This window comes from Halomonas sp. GXIMD04776 (assembly GCF_049808615.1).
Lineage (GTDB): Bacteria > Pseudomonadota > Gammaproteobacteria > Pseudomonadales > Halomonadaceae > Modicisalibacter.
The window spans coordinates 1-15,074 of record NZ_JBNCAN010000013.1 but is presented as its reverse complement, the minus strand read 5'-3'; the positions used below and the strand labels follow the sequence as shown (position 1 = coordinate 15,074).

Here is a 15,074-nt window from a genome sequence, read left to right as displayed (position 1 = left end):
TTACTGTTGTTGGCGTTTCTAAGCATGCCGAGCGTGGTCGCGGCGCAGGGCACGGTGCAGGACAAGGCGACCGTCACCCTGGGCTATCTGGGTATCGAACGCCCCGCTGCCCTCGAGCCCCTGTCGGTGCTCGACCCGGTGCTGAACGATGAAGGCGTGCAGGGCGCGCGTCTGGCGATCGCTGATAACAACACGGCCGGGCAGTTTCTGGGTCAGGAATTCGTGCTCGTCGAGGCGGTCGTGGCGTCCGAAGACGAGGTGGCGAGTGGCCTGCGGCAGCTTGTCGAGCAAGGCGCCGACTGGATCGTCAGCGGACTGCCCCGCGAGGCCCTGGAAACGCTCATGGATGATCCGGCCCTGGACGAGCGGCTGGTGTTCAATGCAGCTGCTCCTGACGATGCCTTGCGCGACGCAGCCTGTCGGGCAAATCTCTTTCACACGACGCCCAGCCGGCGCATGCTGGCCGATGCCCTGGCCCAGTTTCTCGGTTACAAGCAGTGGAATCGCTGGGCGCTGGTGTATGGCAATACCGAGGAAGATCGCCTTCGCGTCGAAGCGCAACGTGCGGCGGCCAGGCGCTTCGGCCATCGCATCGTTGACGAGGCGATGTGGCCCTACGATCCCATGGCCAGGCGGGCCGAAGGTGGTTTTCATGCCATTCAGCGGGAAATCCCGGTGTTCGTGCAGGAATTCGCCGAGCACGATGTGCTGGTCGTCGCCGACGAGAACGACTATTTCGGCGAGTACTTTCCTTACCAGACTCGGCTGCCGCGCCCGGTGGCCGGCACCCAGGGGTTGACGCCGACGGCCTGGCATCGCGCCCACGAATCCTGGGGCGCGGTACAACTACAACGGCGTTTCGAGGCCCAGGCCGATCGCTGGATGACGGAGCAGGATTTCGCCGCCTGGCTGGCGGTGCGCTCGTTGGGCGAGGCCGCGGCGCGCACCGGCTCCGTGGGTCGCGACGAACTGCGCGAGTATATGACCGGCGAGGCCTTCGAGCTGGCCGGCTATCTGGGGCTGCCGGTGAGCTATCGACCTTGGAATCATCAGCTGCGCCAGCCCATCCTGATCACCGGGCCGCGTATGGTGGCGTCCGTCTCGCCCCAAGAGGGCTATCTGCATCCACGCACGCCGCTGGATACGCTGGGTGTTGATGAAGGGGAATCACAATGCCAGCTAGAGCAAAAACAATGATCAAGCAAAATACCCTGTGTCTCGTTTTGGTCGTGCTGGTGCTGTTGCCGATGTCGGCTCAGGCCGAGCGCATCTTCGTTTCCAACGAGAAGGACAATACCGTCTCGGTGATCGATGGCGACACGCTGGAAGTGATCGACACCGTCCCCGTCGGACGCCGTCCGCGGGCCATGGCGTTCAGTTCCGAGGGGAGCGAACTGTTTGTGGCGGTGGGCGACGACGAGGCCATCGATATGATCGATCTCGAGACCTTGAAAGTGGTGCGCAGCCTGGCGTCCGGGGAAGATCCGGAAGTAATCCGCGTCGATCCACATCGACCCTATGTCTATGTCTCCAACGAGGACGACAACATCGTCTCGGTACTGGACTATGAGAAGCGCACCCGGGTCAGCCAGATCCCTGTGGGTGTCGAGCCAGAAGGGCTGGGCGTCAGTCCAGACGGCCAATGGCTGATCGCCACTTCTGAGACCTCGAATATGGCGCACATCATCGACCTCGAGACGATGGAGGCGACCTACCACCGCCTGGTGGGCGCCCGCCCGCGGCATGTGGAGTTCACCGAGGATGGCTCCCAGGCCTGGGTATCGGCGGAAATTGCCGGGACGGTGGCGATCATCGACATGCAAGAGACCTTCGAGGTCATTCACACCATCGATTTCGAGGTGCCCGGGGTACCCCGCGAGACCGTGCAGGCGGTGGGCATGGTATTGACCTCGGATGGGCGCTACGCCTTTGTCGCCCTGGGGCCTTCCAATCGAGTCGCGGTGGTGGATCAACAAAGCTATGAGGTACTCGATTACCTTCTGGTAGGACAGCGAGTCTGGCACCTGGCCCTCAATGGCGACGAGAGTCGCCTGTTCACCACCAATGGGGTCAGTGGCGATGTGACTGTCATTCAGGTCGAGGGTGAGGTCGATGACTTCGAGGCGATTCGCTCGATTCCCGTGGGCCGCTTCCCCTGGGGAGTAGTTGTCGAACCGTGAATCATGTTGATGATGGCAGGGGAGCCTCGGAATCGGTGGCCCTGGACGTGCGAGATCTGAGTTTCAGCTATAGCGGCAAGCCAGTCCTCGACGATGTTTCCTTTGCATTGAAGGCAGGGGAGTTCGTGGTGCTGCTGGGCCCCAATGGCGCCGGCAAGACGACCCTTTTTTCCTTGATCACGCGACTCTACGACCATCGCCAGGGGGCAATTCGGGTTGGGAATTTCGATCTGCATCGCCATTCGGTTCAGGCTCACGCGCAGATGGGCGTTGTGTTTCAGCAACCCACCCTGGACCTGGATCTCACGGTCCGGCAGAACCTGGCCTACCACGGCGCCCTGCACGGCATGACGCCCGGTATGGCGCGTCAGCGTGCCGCGCGGCAGCTCGCTCGACTCGGCATGCAGGATAGCCTCGGGCTGCGGGTACGCCATCTATCCGGGGGCCAGCGGCGGCGGGTAGAGATCGCCCGCGGGCTGCTCCACGAACCGCGCCTATTGTTGCTGGATGAGCCCACGGTGGGGCTCGATATCGCCTCGCGCCGTGCCCTGGTCGAGCACGTTCATCGGCTGTGTCGAGAACAGGGCGTGGCGGTGCTGTGGGCCACCCATCTGATCGACGAGGTGTATCCCGAGGACAGGGTGATCGTGCTGCATCGCGGCCGGGTACGCGTCCAAGGTGGCATCAGTGAGCTGCTGGTGCAGACCGACACCACGACCCTCGATGCGGCCTTCGATCGACTCACGCCAGGACCGACGTCATGAGCCTGGCGGCCTATGGCCATTGCCTGCGCGGCGTCGTCGGCCGCGAATTGCTGCGCTTCGTGCATCAGCGCAGCCGCTTCGTGGCGGCGCTGGTCAGACCCTTGGTGTGGTTGTTCGTGTTCGCTGCGGGCTTTCGCATGGCGCTGGGGGTGGCCATGACCGAGCCTTACCAGACCTACATTCTCTATGAGGTCTATATCGTCCCGGGGCTGATGGGCATGATCCAGCTTTTCAATGGCATGCAGAGTTCACTGTCCATGGTCTATGACCGGGAAATGGGCAGCATGCGTGTGCTGTTGGTCAGCCCTTTTCCGCGCTGGTACCTGCTGATCTGCAAGCTGCTGGCCGGTACCCTGGTGTCTATCGTGCAGGTCTACGTATTCCTGACGATTGCCTACCTGTACGGGGTGCAGGCGCCGGCAATGGGCTATCTGCTGATACTGCCGGCGTTGATTGTCACCGGCGTTCTGGTCGGGGCATTGGGCATGCTGCTGTCGAGCTTCGTGCGCCAGTTGGAGAACTTCGCCGGCATCATGAATTTCGTGATCTTCCCGATGTTCTTCCTCTCCTCGGCGCTCTATCCGCTATGGCGCTTGCGCGAAGGCAGCCAACTGGTCTATCAGATCGCGGCGCTCAATCCTTTCACCCATGCCGTGGAGATGATCCGCTTCGCGTTGTACGAGCAATTCAATACGCAGGCGACGCTGATCGTGCTGGCGACCACCGCGATACTGCTGGCGTTGGCGATTCTGGCCTATAACCCGGCCAAGGGCATGATGGCGCGCAAGGGCGGACCGGGTGGTGATTGAGGTTTTTTAGAAACAGCGCAGATCGGCTTCCACCTGCGCACTTCGAAAAGCCTGCACCCGATCCTTCATGCTTCGCTCGGTGCGAAACAGCACGCCGATTTCCCCACGCTGATCCTGCATGCTGAGTACGGTCTTGACGGCCTCGTAGTCGACGTAGGGGATCAAGTCAGCGATGGTGTCGATGCTGCAGGAGCATTTCTGCATGGTCAGGTAGTCCTGGCCGTTGGCGGCCATGCAGCCGAGCACATAATCGACTCGCTCCTCGGTGGGGTATTCCTCGAGATGACTGCTCGTGGCTTCGGCGGCGTGGGTCAGTAGCGCAGTAGAGTTGCACAAACCCAATAGAATCAGGCTTGAAAAGAGTCGGGGGTTTTGAAGAAAAGCGCTGGTCCTGTGATTGTGCATACGCCACCTCGGTGGTTGTCGACGTAAGACAAAACCTTATTCATCAATTCCAAGTTATGGCACTTTCTCGGGGTTTTCCACGGTCCAAGAAGGAAATATGTGCCTTTTCTTGCTCGTGGTCATGACGTAAGGTCTTGGCTGGCATCCAATAAAGCCCGCCGTTTTCATGAAAGATCATATTACACCCTTCCAGCTCGTGATTCTGGTGCTCTCTTTCTATGTGCTGGGTGCGCTGATCGCTGATCTGTTTTTCACCCTGACCCCGGAGATGTCACAGCTTTTCAACTATCTTGATATCGTTGTCTGCGTGTTCTTCTTTCTCGATTTCAGCATTCGCTTTCACGCGGCGCCGAACAAGTGGCGTTTCATGCGGTGGGGCTGGATCGACCTGCTGGCGAGTATTCCGGCAGGATTGTTCATGGCGGGGCGCCTGGTGCGCGTCATTCAGATCCTGCGCTTGCTGCGGGCACTCAGATCGGTACGCATGCTGTGGCGAATAATGTTTCGTAATCGCGCCAAGGGGATTTTTGCCTCCGCTGCAACCGCCACACTGCTATTGGTGGCCTTCGGTTCCATGACCATCCTGTTGGTTGAAAGCCCCAACCCGGAGAGTCCTATCGACACGGCGGAAGAGGCGCTTTGGTGGGCTTTCGTGACCGTCACGACGGTGGGTTATGGTGACTATTATCCCATCACGACTCTAGGACGTATCGTCGCGGTGCTGCTGATGATCTGTGGGGTGGGGCTGTTTGGCAGTTTCGCGGCCTATATAGGATCGCTGTTCATCGACGATCAGAGCGATGAAGATGAGCGTCAGCATGAGGCCAGCCGACGCATGATGCGTCATATGTATAAGGAAATAGGTGAGCTTCACGTGGAGATGATTGCGCTGCGTGAGGAGATCAGGGCATTGCGTGGCGTGAACTCGGTTCATGATGCCGGTCAATCCGCTAAAGCGTCGGCGCCTTCAAGAGACACCGACGCCTAGCTTTTACCGGACCGGTTCTGCTTCATTGCTTGACCTGATAATCGCCTTCCAGGACATGCCGACTGCCTTGTCGAGAATGCCGCGGCTGAGCATGACCCGACCCCACATCCTGAGCCTGGTTGGCACGCATCTGCTCCAAGCGCTTTTTCATGCGATGACGCACCAGGGGCAGCATGAGCCAGCCTACCAGAAGGAAGAATAGGCCAAGCAGGGTGCCGACGATCATCATCACCCCGAACAGCAACCAGGTAATCGCCAGCTTGAGGCCACTGGCTTGAGAAGAGGGGCGCGCCTGGCGCGCCCGGTTCTGCCACTGACGTGCTGCCTGCCATGCAGCATTGTTTGAACGGTTGTTGCTTGATTCAGTCATTCTCTACTCCGGTGACAGAGAAATCGTTACCATCTAAGTGTAATTCGATTTCCTGGTTCTGTGTGTCGTAACCCTCGATCTCGATACTGCCATTCCTATCGACCTCGATCTTTTCGAATCGTTGCAAATCCGAATCAAAAGCATTGTTCAATGCCTGGCGAACCTCCTCACCGCTCAGCGCCCATTTCGGCACCTGATCCTTGTGGCGCTTTTCCTCGATCAGGCTGCCATCGTTCACGGCCATCTCCACCTCGAGTTGCCAGCCATCCTTGCCCCAGCCTTCGAGTTCGAGTCGATCGCCATCGTCCATGGAAATCTCTTCGTAATGAGTGAAGCCATACTCATCCGCTTTATCGAGCAGCGACTCGAGCTGCGCGCGTTCCAACTGGCCGTCGTCGGCCCATACCGGCGAGATAAAACCCACCAGGGCGACGGGGATCATAAGTAGCGGTAACGTCTTCATATCGTATTCTCCATGTCATTCGATCTTGATCGTCCACCGGGCGTGTCCCGGATGAGCCCACTCTAGGACGACCCACCTTGCAGGGGGCTGACGGGATGATTCATCTTTCATTCATGTTGACTTTGGCAGGCTTACCACATGCGAACCCTATACTTCATGATGACTCTTTCAGTGGCGCTGATCTTGTTTGGCGGAACGTCACTGATATGGGCCGATGACGACTGGCGTGGGCTGCACGACGAAGTGCAGAGTGGACGTTTGGTTGCGTTATCCCCGGTGCTCGACTGGCTGGAGGCGCACTATATCGGCGAGGTGGTGGAGGTCGAGTTGGAACGAGACGATGGCAAGACCCTTTACGAAGTGGAAATGATCGGCCCCCAGGGACAATTAGTGGAGTTTGAGTTTGATGCCACCAATGGCGAGCTGATCGGCATCGAAGGGGTCAATATCGACGCCATGCAGCGACCATAAAGTGCGGCCATGAAGCAGCTACGAAGGTGCAGTCATGAAGATATTGCTGGTGGAAGATGACCATGCCCTGGCCCAGGCGCTTGGCGACGCCCTTCGCGATGCCGGTTTGATTGTCGAAATGGCGCCGAATGGCAGCGAGGGTGACTTTCTGGTGCGCACCGAGCGCTATGATGCGGTAGTGCTCGATCTGGGATTGCCGGACGGTGATGGTACCCGCTGGCTGGCCCAGTGGCGCGAGGACGGCCTCGATCTGCCGGTGCTCATTCTGACTGCCCGAGAGCGCTGGTCGGACAAGGCGGCGGGCTTCTCCGCTGGCGCGGATGACTATGTCACCAAACCCTTCGAGACCGGTGAGGTGTTGTTTCGCCTGCGTGCGCTGGTGCGTCGCAGCCATGGCCACGCTCATCCGATACTGAATAGCGGCGCGCTGACTTTCGATACCCATAGCGGTAGCGTCACCCTGGCTGGACGACCCATCAGCCTGACCGCCCAGGAGGTAAGGCTACTGGCCTATCTGATGCACGCCGCGCCGCGTATCGTCAGCCGCAGCGAACTCGTGGAGCACGTCTACGATCGTGACCACGAGCCCGATTCCAATGTCATCGACGTACAGATCAGCCGCTTGCGCCGCAAGCTCGGTAGTGATCGCATCGAAACCCTGCGAGGTCAGGGCTATCGCGTGGTGGCCGTCGAGACTCCGGCATGAAGGGAGCCAGACTCGGTTCTGTAGCGCACTGGACGCTGGGGAAACGTCTCTTGGCGGCGGCGCTAGTGCTGGTGCTGCTGGTGCTGCCTTTGGCGGGAGTGGGGCTGGCCTATAATTTTCGCGAGGCGGTGACGACCTCCTTCGATCAGCGGTTGACGTCGCTCTTGCGAGTGATACTGGCCCGGCTCGAGCAGGATCCCGTCAGCCGCCGGCTCGACGCCACGCTTTCTCTGGGGGATCCACGTTTTTCCCGAGTATTCTCCGGCTGGTACTGGCAGGTGACCGACACCCGTGACACGACACTTGTTTCCCGCTCGTTGTGGGATCAACGCCTGCCGGTGGTCCAGTCCGGAGGTGAAACGCTGCGTAATGCCACCGGTCCCCGTGGTGAACCGTTACGTATCGCCGAACGCGATATTCGTCTGCCCGGTCAACCACACTCACTGCATGTAAGTGTCGCGGCGTCCCGAGAAGGGCTCGATGCGGAGGTCGCCCGGTTCGAGTGGTTGTTGGGGCTGTCGCTGCTGACCCTGGGTGTAGTGTTACTCACGGGACTGGCTCTGCAGATTCACTGGGGACTGGCCCCGCTGCGCCGGTTGCACACCAATCTGCGTGCCATCGAGAGCGGCGAGCAAAAACGGCTGGATACGCATCTACCCGGTGAGCTTCGGGAACTGGCCCAGGCCATGAACGAGGTGATCGAGCGCGACGAGCGCATGATCACGCGGAGCCGCGATGCGGCGGGCAACCTGGCCCATGCATTGAAAACCCCGGTCAGCGTGCTCAAGACCCTGGCGGATCGTCTTCCCGAGCAGCCCTGTCATCAGATACGCGAAGAAGTCACCCGCATCGATACGGCCGTACGTCATCATCTGGCGCGCGCTTCCGCCGCGGGAAGTGCATCGTTGAGCGGACGAGTGTCGCTGAAGGGAACTATCATGCCTGTGGTCGAAGGGCTTGCGCGCCTGGCCGAGCGTCGCGGCATCCTTTTCGAGTATCATCTCGACGAGGCACTCAATGTGCGCATGGACCCTCAGGACCTGCAGGAATTGGTTGGCAATCTGTTGGACAACGCCCTGCGCTGGGCCAAAGCACGGGTGGGGCTAAGTGCTGTCGTTGTAGATAGCGGCCTGTGGCTAAGCATCGATGACGATGGGCCGGGCATGAACGAGGAGCAGCGCGAGAGGGCTTTGAAGCGGGGCGCTCGTCTCGATGAAAAAAGCTCTGACTTCAATCCCGGTTCTGGTCCTGGCTTCGACACTGGCTTAGACCCGAGCCCGGATTCTGGTTCGGGTCTAGGGCTCGCCATCGTCGAAGATCTAATGACGCTCTACGGGGGCCAGCTGCAACTGGAAGATTCTGTGCTTGGTGGGCTGTGTGCTCGTGTCTGGCTGCCCGCTCTTACATCGACATGACCCGGGCAGGCTCAACTTGCGTTACCATGCGCTCGAAATATCTTCAGACACGATTTTAGAGGAGATCGACATGCCCAGCCAATTGGACGCCCTCAAGCAATATTCGATGGTGGTTGCCGACACCGGTGACCTGGACGCCATGCGTCGTTATGAACCGCACGATGCTACGACCAACCCTTCGTTGATTCTCAAGGCCTTCGATCTGCCTGGCCACCAGGCATTGATCGACGAGACTCTAGCCGAGGTCGCAAACGAGACAAGCGATTCCCAGGCACGTATCGACCAGGCCGTGGACCGCTTATCCGTGGCTATTGGCAGTGAAATCGCCGGGGTGATTCCGGGGCGTGTCTCCACCGAGGTGGCCGCCAAGCTCTCCTTCGATCGCGAAGCCAGCATCGCCAAGGCACATCAATTGATCGATCTTTACGACCGGCGCGGCATCGGCCGCGAACGGGTGTTGATCAAGCTAGCCTCTACCTGGGAGGGCATCCGTGCCGCCGAAACGCTGGAGCGTGAAGGCATCCAGTGCAACCTGACCCTGTTGTTCAGCGATGCTCAGGCGCGCGCCTGCTTCGATGCCGGTGTGCATTTGATCTCGCCCTTCGTCGGTCGGGTCACCGACTGGTACAAGAAAGAAACGGGTAAGGAGTACGCCCCAGAGGACGATCCCGGTGTGCAATTCGTGCGCAATGTCTGCCGGGTTGCCAGCGACTACCGCTACGACACCGTGGTGATGGGGGCGAGTTTCCGTACCACCGGCCAGATTCTGGCCTTGGCGGGTTGCAATCGCTTGACCATTTCACCAGCGCTGCTCGAAGAGTTGGCCGGTAGCGATGGGGATGTCCAGCGCAAGATAAGCGATGTCGGCGAGGGCTCCGAGCGTCTGGCACCCCTGGGCGAAGCCGAATTCCGTTGGGGTCACAATCAGGATGCCATGGCCAACGACAAGCTGGCCGAAGGCATCCGCCGTTTTGCCGCGGATCAGAATGAACTCGAACAGCGGCTCAAGGCCCGCATGGGTTAAAAATTCTCGACCCCTAGCTTTTCCACACCTCGGCAAGGATCTCGAAGGAGCGTTTCCGGTCTTCTTGATGATAGACATCCGTGGCGATCATCAACTCGTCGGCCTGGGTCTCTTCCAGGAAGCGCTCCAATCCTTCGCGTGCGGTCTTTGGCCCACCAATCACCGCAGCCCCCAGATTCTGACCCACCATGGCCTGTTCCTGGGGCGACCAATCGAGTTGCTCTTGAGGCGGTAGAGAGCGGGTACTGCGCCCTCGAATCAGGTTGAGGAATTTCTGCTGGGCGGTAGTCGCCAGAAAGGCGGCCTGCTCGTCGCTTTCCGCCGCGATCACCGGCATGCCCACCATGGCATAGGGCTCATCGAGCACGGTAGAGGGCCGGAACTGCTCGCGGTACAGGCGTAGTGCCTCGAACAGATAACCCGGCGCGAACTGGGCGGCAAAGGCAAAGGGCAGGCCGAGGCGCGCAGCCAACTGAGCGCTGTAGCCGCTCGAACCCAGTAGCCAGATCGGCACATGAGTGCTCTGACCGGGCATGGCGCGTACGCGCTGGTCGGGCAGGGCATCGCCCAGATAGCGCCGCAACTCATCGAGCTGATCGGGGAAGTCGTTCACGCCGGAACGCGGATCGCGGCGCATGGCTGCCATGGTCACACCGTCGGAGCCGGGTGCGCGCCCCAGGCCTAGATCGATGCGCCCGGGATAGAGCGTTTCCAGAGTGCCGAACTGCTCCGCGATCACCAGCGGCGGGTGGTTAGGCAGCATGATGCCACCTGCACCCACCCGGATGTGTTGGGTGGAACCGGCGATATGACCGATCAGTACTGAGGTGGCGGCACTGGCGATGCCGTCTATATTGTGGTGCTCGGCCAGCCAATAGCGGTTGAACCCAAGCGCTTCGACCTGCCGAGAGAGATCAACGCTATTGGCGAAGGTTTCGGCGACGCTGCCCCCTTGGCGAATGGGCGCCAGATCGAGAACGGAGAGCGGGGTATCGGAGAGTCGGCTCATGTAGCCTCCTTGAAGACGGGGACGCCGGTTTGTTAGCGCCCTTATTAGTGTCTTTTTTGGGGCCTCCGACGCTGAATTGCAAGGCGTTGACTCAGGTGAAGTAGCCCTTCAACTGCCAGCCGAGCCATGCCACAAGAATCACTAGCAGAAGTACTCCCACCTTGCGCGAGTGTCGCTGCCAGATTCGCGTGGCAGCGTCGCCGAATATCCGTACCAGCAGTGCCAGGCCGAAGTAGCGTATACCGCGCGCCATACAGGCCGCCGCCAGAAACAGCAGGAAGGGGTAGTTGCTGGCCCCGGCGACCAGCATGGCGATCTGGAAGGGCACCGGCGTGATGCCGATGGCCAGAATGGCCATGAACCCCTGACTATCGAAGCGCGCCTGGAAACTGTCGTAGGCTTGCTGTCCACCAAAGAAGGAGATCAGCGTATCTCCCCACTGCTCCATTGCCAGGCTACCCAGCCAGAAACCCACCGTGGCCGCGGTCAGATTGCCTGCCAGTGCAACCGCGGCGATACGCCACTTCCTGTCCGGATGCGACAGCATCCAGGGGATGATGATGATCTCGATGGGAATGGGGATCAGCAGGGTCTCGAGCACCGAGGCCAGAAACAGCAGCCAGTACGCATGATTCGACTCGGCCAGCCGGTTGAGCCAGGCGGTGGACGAGGCAAGGGAGGTAAAGGAAGGTAAAGGCATGCGCGGACTGTGTAAGTATATGATTTAAAGGTTTTCGGCCGGGTGAATTAGGAGGCCGTGAATTATAAGCTGACGCAATAGTAGTCTACGCGATATTTTGCACAAGGAAGAAACATGGCCAATTCTGGACGGCAACGCGTCTTTACCATTTCCGCTTTGATCATCATCGCCCTTGTTGCGATCGGTGCTGCTTTTCCCGGCCAGTTCGGCAATATTGCCAATTCGGCGCTAGGGGTCATCGGGCGCTATTTCGGCTGGTTCTATCTGTTCTCGGTGTTCGGCTTTGTGCTGTTCCTGTTCGCGCTTGCCTTCAGCAAGTACGGCAAGATTCGCCTGGGCCCCCAGGACAGTACCCCCACCTATAGTTTCTTTTCCTGGGTCAGTATGTTGCTGGCCGCCGGGTTCGGCGTGGGGCTGGTATTTTATGGCATGGCCGAGCCCATGACTCACTATCTGCATCCGCCCTATGATGATGTAGCGCCAGAAACCGCAGCATCGGCACGCTACGCCATCCAATACAGCTTCTTCAACTGGGGCATTCATCAGTGGGCAGCGTTCTCCATCGTCGGGTTGATCATTGCCTATTTCCAGTTTCGTAAAGGGCAGGCAGGGCTCGTCTCCTCGGTGCTCTCGTCCGTCACGGCCAAGCGCCCCAAGGCGCGTAAGTTGGCACCAGCGCTGGATATATTTGCGGTAGTGGCGACGGTCATGGGGGTCGCCACTTCGATCGGCCTGGCGGTGTTGCAGATCAATGGCGGACTGAGCGCCGTCTTCGGTGTCGAGGAGAGCGCATTGTGGAAGTTCATCATCATGGGCGCGATGTTCGTCTGCTACATGATCTCGACCTGGTCGGGGTTGGATAAAGGCATCAAGCGCCTTTCCAATCTCAACCTGACCCTGTGCTTCATCCTCATGTTCTACGTGTTGTTCACCGGCCCCACCCTGGCCATTCTCGAGACCATTACCTTGGGTATCGGCGATTATCTGCAGAATTTCGTGGTCATGAGCCTGCGTACCACGCCGTTCAGTGGCGAGACCTGGGCCAATGAGTGGACGATTTTCTATTGGGCCTGGGTCATTGCCTGGTCACCCTTCGTCGGCACCTTCGTGGCGCGGGTCTCCCGTGGACGCACGATCAAGGAGTACGTGTTTGGCGTGTTGATCGTCCCGCCGCTGCTGGCCTGCCTGTGGATCGGTATCTTCGGTGGCGCAGCGATCAACCTGGAAATGTCCGGCGACGTAGGCCTGGCGGCGGCCACCGACGAGAACATCACCGTGGCATTGTTTCAGATGTTCGAGTTGATGCCCTTCACCGAGGTGTTGTCGATCGTTGCCCTATTGTTGATCTTCATCTTCCTGGTGACCTCCGCGGACTCCGCCACCTATATCGTGGCGCAGATGACCGATGGCGGCTCGATCAATCCGCCGCTCTATAAGCGTGTTGCCTGGGGTGTGCTCATCGCTGCCATCTGTTTGACCTTGATCATCGCCGGTGGCTTGAAAGGCTTGCAGTCGGCAGCGGTTCTTTCGGCGTTGCCATTCACCTTCATCATCTATGGCATGATCTTCGTGTTGATCAAGGAGCTGCGTGCCGATCGCAGGGCCATGCTCACGGCGCTCTATCGTCGACACGGTGAGACGCCGGTGGGCGCCGACGCCTTCGAGGCGGAACTCATCGCGGAAGAGGATCGTTATCGGCGGGCGCCGGATGTGGTCAATCGGCGGATCAACCCGCGAGGAAACCGGTAAGAGCGATGGTCAAGCGATAGTGCTAAGATCAAGCTAACGTAACCAGGGCCAATTCGAACATTGCCATGTCTTCATCCAGGAGATCCTCGACATCTTCCCGCCGCGGGGCGACTCGACGCTCCGCGCCTTCTCGCGATCGCTGGCTCAATCGTCTGCTCGACATTGCGGTGGCGTCTGCATTGGTTGTCGGGAGTGCGGCACTATTGATCAGCCAGCTCTAGTCAGCGTCATCTGTGCTGACTACACGGTGGTGGGCTTGCCGGTCTTTCCAAGGCTCAAATGAAACACCCGGGCGAATACCAGGGTGCCTACCCCCCAGGCGGCATTGACGATGAAGCCGATCGGAAAGACCGCGAGGCTGAAACCCCGGCCCTTGAGCGGAAAGACAATCACCATGGCGACCAGGGTCAAAGCGATGCCGCCGAACAGCAGCGCCTTCCACCATTGGCCTTGGGTAATGTTGAAGTGGTTAAACAGCCACAGCATGAGAATGCCCCAGAGCCCGCCCCAGAAACTCGCCGAGAACCAGGCAGGCACACCAAAAGGCGCCGTCGGGGAGGCGTTGTAAGGCGCCGAAGGAATGATGCCAAAGGCGTGCAGCAGTCCGGCAGCAGCCTGATGGAAGCAGATCACTGCAAGAAAACCGGCGATGAAGGCAAGGATGACGAAGCGCGCCATAAAAACTCCGTAAATAGGATGTCGTGGGTTCGGAGCCTCAGTATGGGGCAAGATCAACGAATCTGCATGGTGCCGTGGCCGACAATCACCGCCTGACCGCCGATGTGAATCGTCATGACGTCGCCGTCTTGCTCCACCTCCGCGATTATCCGGCTGGGGCGACCCATCTCTATTCCTTGATCGATCTGCCACTGCCAGCGACCTGAGCCTTTTTCAGCCATGGCCAACGTGCCCACCAAGGCTGCGGCCGCGCTGCCGGTCGCCGGGTCTTCATAGAGACTAGCGCCCATGGTGAACATCCGGCAGCGTAGATGATTCGCCTGCTCGCCTGGCGGGCCCTTCACATAAAGATAAATGGCGTCATGGCCGCTGGGTGCTACCCAGCGTGCCCAATGGGCTGGCGCGGGAATCACGCTGTCCAGCGCCTCGACTGAATCGAGTTCGATCAGATGGTAGGGCACGCCACAGGAAGCAAGTATCGGTTCGCCGACGATCTGGGTCTCGTTCAGGCCAAGCAGCGAAGCAGCAGCGGCTCGATCGAGCGCGCTGCCACCGATCTCGAGGGGCTGCGCCGTAGTGAAGTATGCCAGTCCTTCATTGAAACATACCCCCAGCGGACCCACACCGGCTTCCAGAATCAATCCCCGATCACGCTTAACCCATCCAAGCTCCGCCAGCAGATGCGCCGTACCCACGGTAGGATGCCCGGCGAAGGGCAGTTCCATCGTCGGCGTAAAGATGCGAACCGGATAGCGATGGGGGTCCATTGTCGCGCCGACGAACACCATCTCGGACAGATTCAATTCGTTGGCGATAGCCTGCATACGCTCGGCACTCAGATCATCCGCATAGGGGAAGACCGCCAGCGGGTTGCCCGCGAAGGCGTAATCGGTAAACACGTCCAGCAGATAGTAGTCGGCGTTATCCATTATGTTCCTGTCCTGGGTTTGGAGAATAAATCACGCTTTCCAGAAGGGTTTGCACCCCTCACGAACGGCATCGGCCCGAGACAGACCGATGTCCTTGAGCTGATGGGTATCGAGTTCGAGTAGCCGTTGCCGCGAGCAGTGATTCTGCTGGTGGTCGCGGAGCCTGGCGAATAGCCGGTTGAGGCGAATGAGCATCATGGGGTTTCTCCTGCTGGTGTATGTCCACTCACAGGCTACGTCTGGTATCGTTTGCAATACAGATTCAGAAATATTAAATAACAAGGGTACAGTTGAACCTGAATCCGTGATGCCGGCGTCGACACTTCCCCTATCACCGCCAGCGAGCATTTTCTGACCGCCGATTCCGTCTCACCCGCTGAACGCATACCGGGGAGGACCAACCATGGCGACGCT

Annotated in this window: 19 protein-coding genes; 11 read left to right on the top strand and 8 right to left on the bottom strand. The window is 59.5% G+C overall.

Annotated elements, in window-relative coordinates:
• Positions 1 to 24: 24 nt before the first annotated feature.
• Genes ACPF7Z_RS10300 through ACPF7Z_RS10285 form a run of 4 tightly spaced genes read left to right on the top strand, consistent with a single transcriptional unit; the run spans position 25 to position 3,753 of the window.
• On the top strand, positions 25 to 1,197 hold the full coding sequence (locus ACPF7Z_RS10300; RefSeq protein WP_425193156.1) for an ABC transporter substrate-binding protein: 1,173 nt from the start codon (positions 25 to 27) through the stop codon (positions 1,195 to 1,197).
• The gene (locus tag ACPF7Z_RS10295; RefSeq protein ID WP_425193155.1) at positions 1,194 to 2,180 is read left to right on the top strand and encodes a PQQ-dependent catabolism-associated beta-propeller protein; all 987 of its coding nucleotides are present in this window, start codon (positions 1,194 to 1,196) and stop codon (positions 2,178 to 2,180) included. The genes ACPF7Z_RS10300 and ACPF7Z_RS10295 overlap by 4 nt, the downstream gene beginning before the upstream one ends.
• Positions 2,177 to 2,944, top strand: a complete 768-nt coding sequence (locus ACPF7Z_RS10290; protein ID WP_425193154.1) for an ABC transporter ATP-binding protein — start codon at positions 2,177 to 2,179, stop codon at positions 2,942 to 2,944. Before ACPF7Z_RS10295 ends, ACPF7Z_RS10290 begins: the two co-directional genes overlap by 4 nt.
• Complete coding sequence (locus ACPF7Z_RS10285) at positions 2,941 to 3,753, top strand: ABC transporter permease (RefSeq protein WP_425193153.1); 813 nt, start codon at positions 2,941 to 2,943, stop codon at positions 3,751 to 3,753. The genes ACPF7Z_RS10290 and ACPF7Z_RS10285 overlap by 4 nt, the downstream gene beginning before the upstream one ends.
• A 6-nt stretch (positions 3,754 to 3,759) precedes the next feature.
• Here the strand turns inward: ACPF7Z_RS10285 and ACPF7Z_RS10280 are convergent, their stop codons facing one another.
• A complete protein-coding gene (locus ACPF7Z_RS10280) occupies positions 3,760 to 4,158 on the bottom strand; it encodes a hypothetical protein (RefSeq protein ID WP_425193152.1) in 399 nt (132 codons plus the stop codon).
• 166 nt (positions 4,159 to 4,324) lie between these two features.
• On the opposite strand from ACPF7Z_RS10280, the gene ACPF7Z_RS10275 reads away from it, so the two are divergent.
• Complete coding sequence (locus ACPF7Z_RS10275) at positions 4,325 to 5,146, top strand: ion transporter (RefSeq protein ID WP_425193151.1); 822 nt, start codon at positions 4,325 to 4,327, stop codon at positions 5,144 to 5,146.
• A 22-nt stretch (positions 5,147 to 5,168) separates the two neighbouring features.
• Here ACPF7Z_RS10275 and ACPF7Z_RS10270 read toward each other — a convergent pair whose 3' ends face one another.
• Together ACPF7Z_RS10270 and ACPF7Z_RS10265 are read right to left on the bottom strand one after the other, a co-directional pair.
• Positions 5,169 to 5,516 (bottom strand): hypothetical protein, encoded by a 348-nt coding sequence (locus ACPF7Z_RS10270; RefSeq protein ID WP_425193150.1) that lies wholly within the window; start codon positions 5,514 to 5,516, stop codon positions 5,169 to 5,171.
• Entirely contained in the window at positions 5,509 to 5,979 is a 471-nt protein-coding gene (locus ACPF7Z_RS10265) for a PepSY domain-containing protein (RefSeq protein WP_425193149.1), read from the bottom strand. The genes ACPF7Z_RS10270 and ACPF7Z_RS10265 overlap by 8 nt, the downstream gene beginning before the upstream one ends.
• 138 nt (positions 5,980 to 6,117) lie before the next feature.
• Here ACPF7Z_RS10265 and ACPF7Z_RS10260 point away from each other — a divergent pair, with 138 nt between their 5' ends.
• The 4 genes from ACPF7Z_RS10260 (at position 6,118) to tal (ending at position 9,595) form a co-directional block, all read left to right on the top strand.
• Positions 6,118 to 6,450, top strand: coding sequence for a PepSY domain-containing protein (locus ACPF7Z_RS10260; protein WP_425193148.1), 333 nt, complete (start codon positions 6,118 to 6,120; stop codon positions 6,448 to 6,450).
• A 34-nt stretch (positions 6,451 to 6,484) separates the two neighbouring features.
• Positions 6,485 to 7,156: a winged helix-turn-helix domain-containing protein gene (locus ACPF7Z_RS10255; protein ID WP_425193147.1), complete on the top strand. Its 672-nt coding sequence runs from the start codon at positions 6,485 to 6,487 to the stop codon at positions 7,154 to 7,156.
• Positions 7,153 to 8,571, top strand: coding sequence for a sensor histidine kinase (locus ACPF7Z_RS10250; protein WP_425193146.1), 1,419 nt, complete (start codon positions 7,153 to 7,155; stop codon positions 8,569 to 8,571). The genes ACPF7Z_RS10255 and ACPF7Z_RS10250 overlap by 4 nt, the downstream gene beginning before the upstream one ends.
• 70 nt (positions 8,572 to 8,641) lie before the next feature.
• Positions 8,642 to 9,595, top strand: a complete 954-nt coding sequence (gene tal, locus ACPF7Z_RS10245) for a transaldolase (RefSeq protein WP_425193145.1) — start codon at positions 8,642 to 8,644, stop codon at positions 9,593 to 9,595.
• A gap of 13 nt (positions 9,596 to 9,608) precedes the next feature.
• On the opposite strand, the gene ACPF7Z_RS10240 is transcribed toward tal, so the two are convergent.
• Positions 9,609 to 10,604: an LLM class flavin-dependent oxidoreductase gene (locus tag ACPF7Z_RS10240; RefSeq protein WP_425193144.1), complete on the bottom strand. Its 996-nt coding sequence runs from the start codon at positions 10,602 to 10,604 to the stop codon at positions 9,609 to 9,611.
• A 91-nt stretch (positions 10,605 to 10,695) separates the two neighbouring features.
• Positions 10,696 to 11,304, bottom strand: coding sequence for a YqaA family protein (locus ACPF7Z_RS10235; protein WP_425193143.1), 609 nt, complete (start codon positions 11,302 to 11,304; stop codon positions 10,696 to 10,698).
• A gap of 114 nt (positions 11,305 to 11,418) precedes the next feature.
• On the opposite strand from ACPF7Z_RS10235, the gene ACPF7Z_RS10230 reads away from it, so the two are divergent.
• Both ACPF7Z_RS10230 and ACPF7Z_RS10225 read left to right on the top strand, forming a co-directional pair.
• Positions 11,419 to 13,053: a BCCT family transporter gene (locus ACPF7Z_RS10230; protein WP_425193142.1), complete on the top strand. Its 1,635-nt coding sequence runs from the start codon at positions 11,419 to 11,421 to the stop codon at positions 13,051 to 13,053.
• 65 nt (positions 13,054 to 13,118) lie between these two features.
• The gene (locus tag ACPF7Z_RS10225) at positions 13,119 to 13,274 is read left to right on the top strand and encodes a hypothetical protein (protein ID WP_425193141.1); all 156 of its coding nucleotides are present in this window, start codon (positions 13,119 to 13,121) and stop codon (positions 13,272 to 13,274) included.
• 19 nt (positions 13,275 to 13,293) lie between these two features.
• Here ACPF7Z_RS10225 and ACPF7Z_RS10220 read toward each other — a convergent pair whose 3' ends face one another.
• The 3 genes from ACPF7Z_RS10220 to ACPF7Z_RS10210 are packed head-to-tail and all read right to left on the bottom strand — an operon-like array spanning position 13,294 to position 14,858.
• Positions 13,294 to 13,731 carry a hypothetical protein gene (locus ACPF7Z_RS10220; protein ID WP_425193140.1) on the bottom strand — a complete coding sequence of 146 codons (438 nt, stop codon included), beginning with the start codon at positions 13,729 to 13,731 and terminating at the stop codon, positions 13,294 to 13,296.
• Positions 13,732 to 13,784: 53 nt separating this feature from the next.
• Positions 13,785 to 14,660 carry a PhzF family phenazine biosynthesis protein gene (locus tag ACPF7Z_RS10215; protein ID WP_425193139.1) on the bottom strand — a complete coding sequence of 292 codons (876 nt, stop codon included), beginning with the start codon at positions 14,658 to 14,660 and terminating at the stop codon, positions 13,785 to 13,787.
• A 30-nt stretch (positions 14,661 to 14,690) separates the two neighbouring features.
• Positions 14,691 to 14,858, bottom strand: coding sequence for a DUF1127 domain-containing protein (locus ACPF7Z_RS10210; protein ID WP_425193138.1), 168 nt, complete (start codon positions 14,856 to 14,858; stop codon positions 14,691 to 14,693).
• Positions 14,859 to 15,074: the final 216 nt, after the last annotated feature.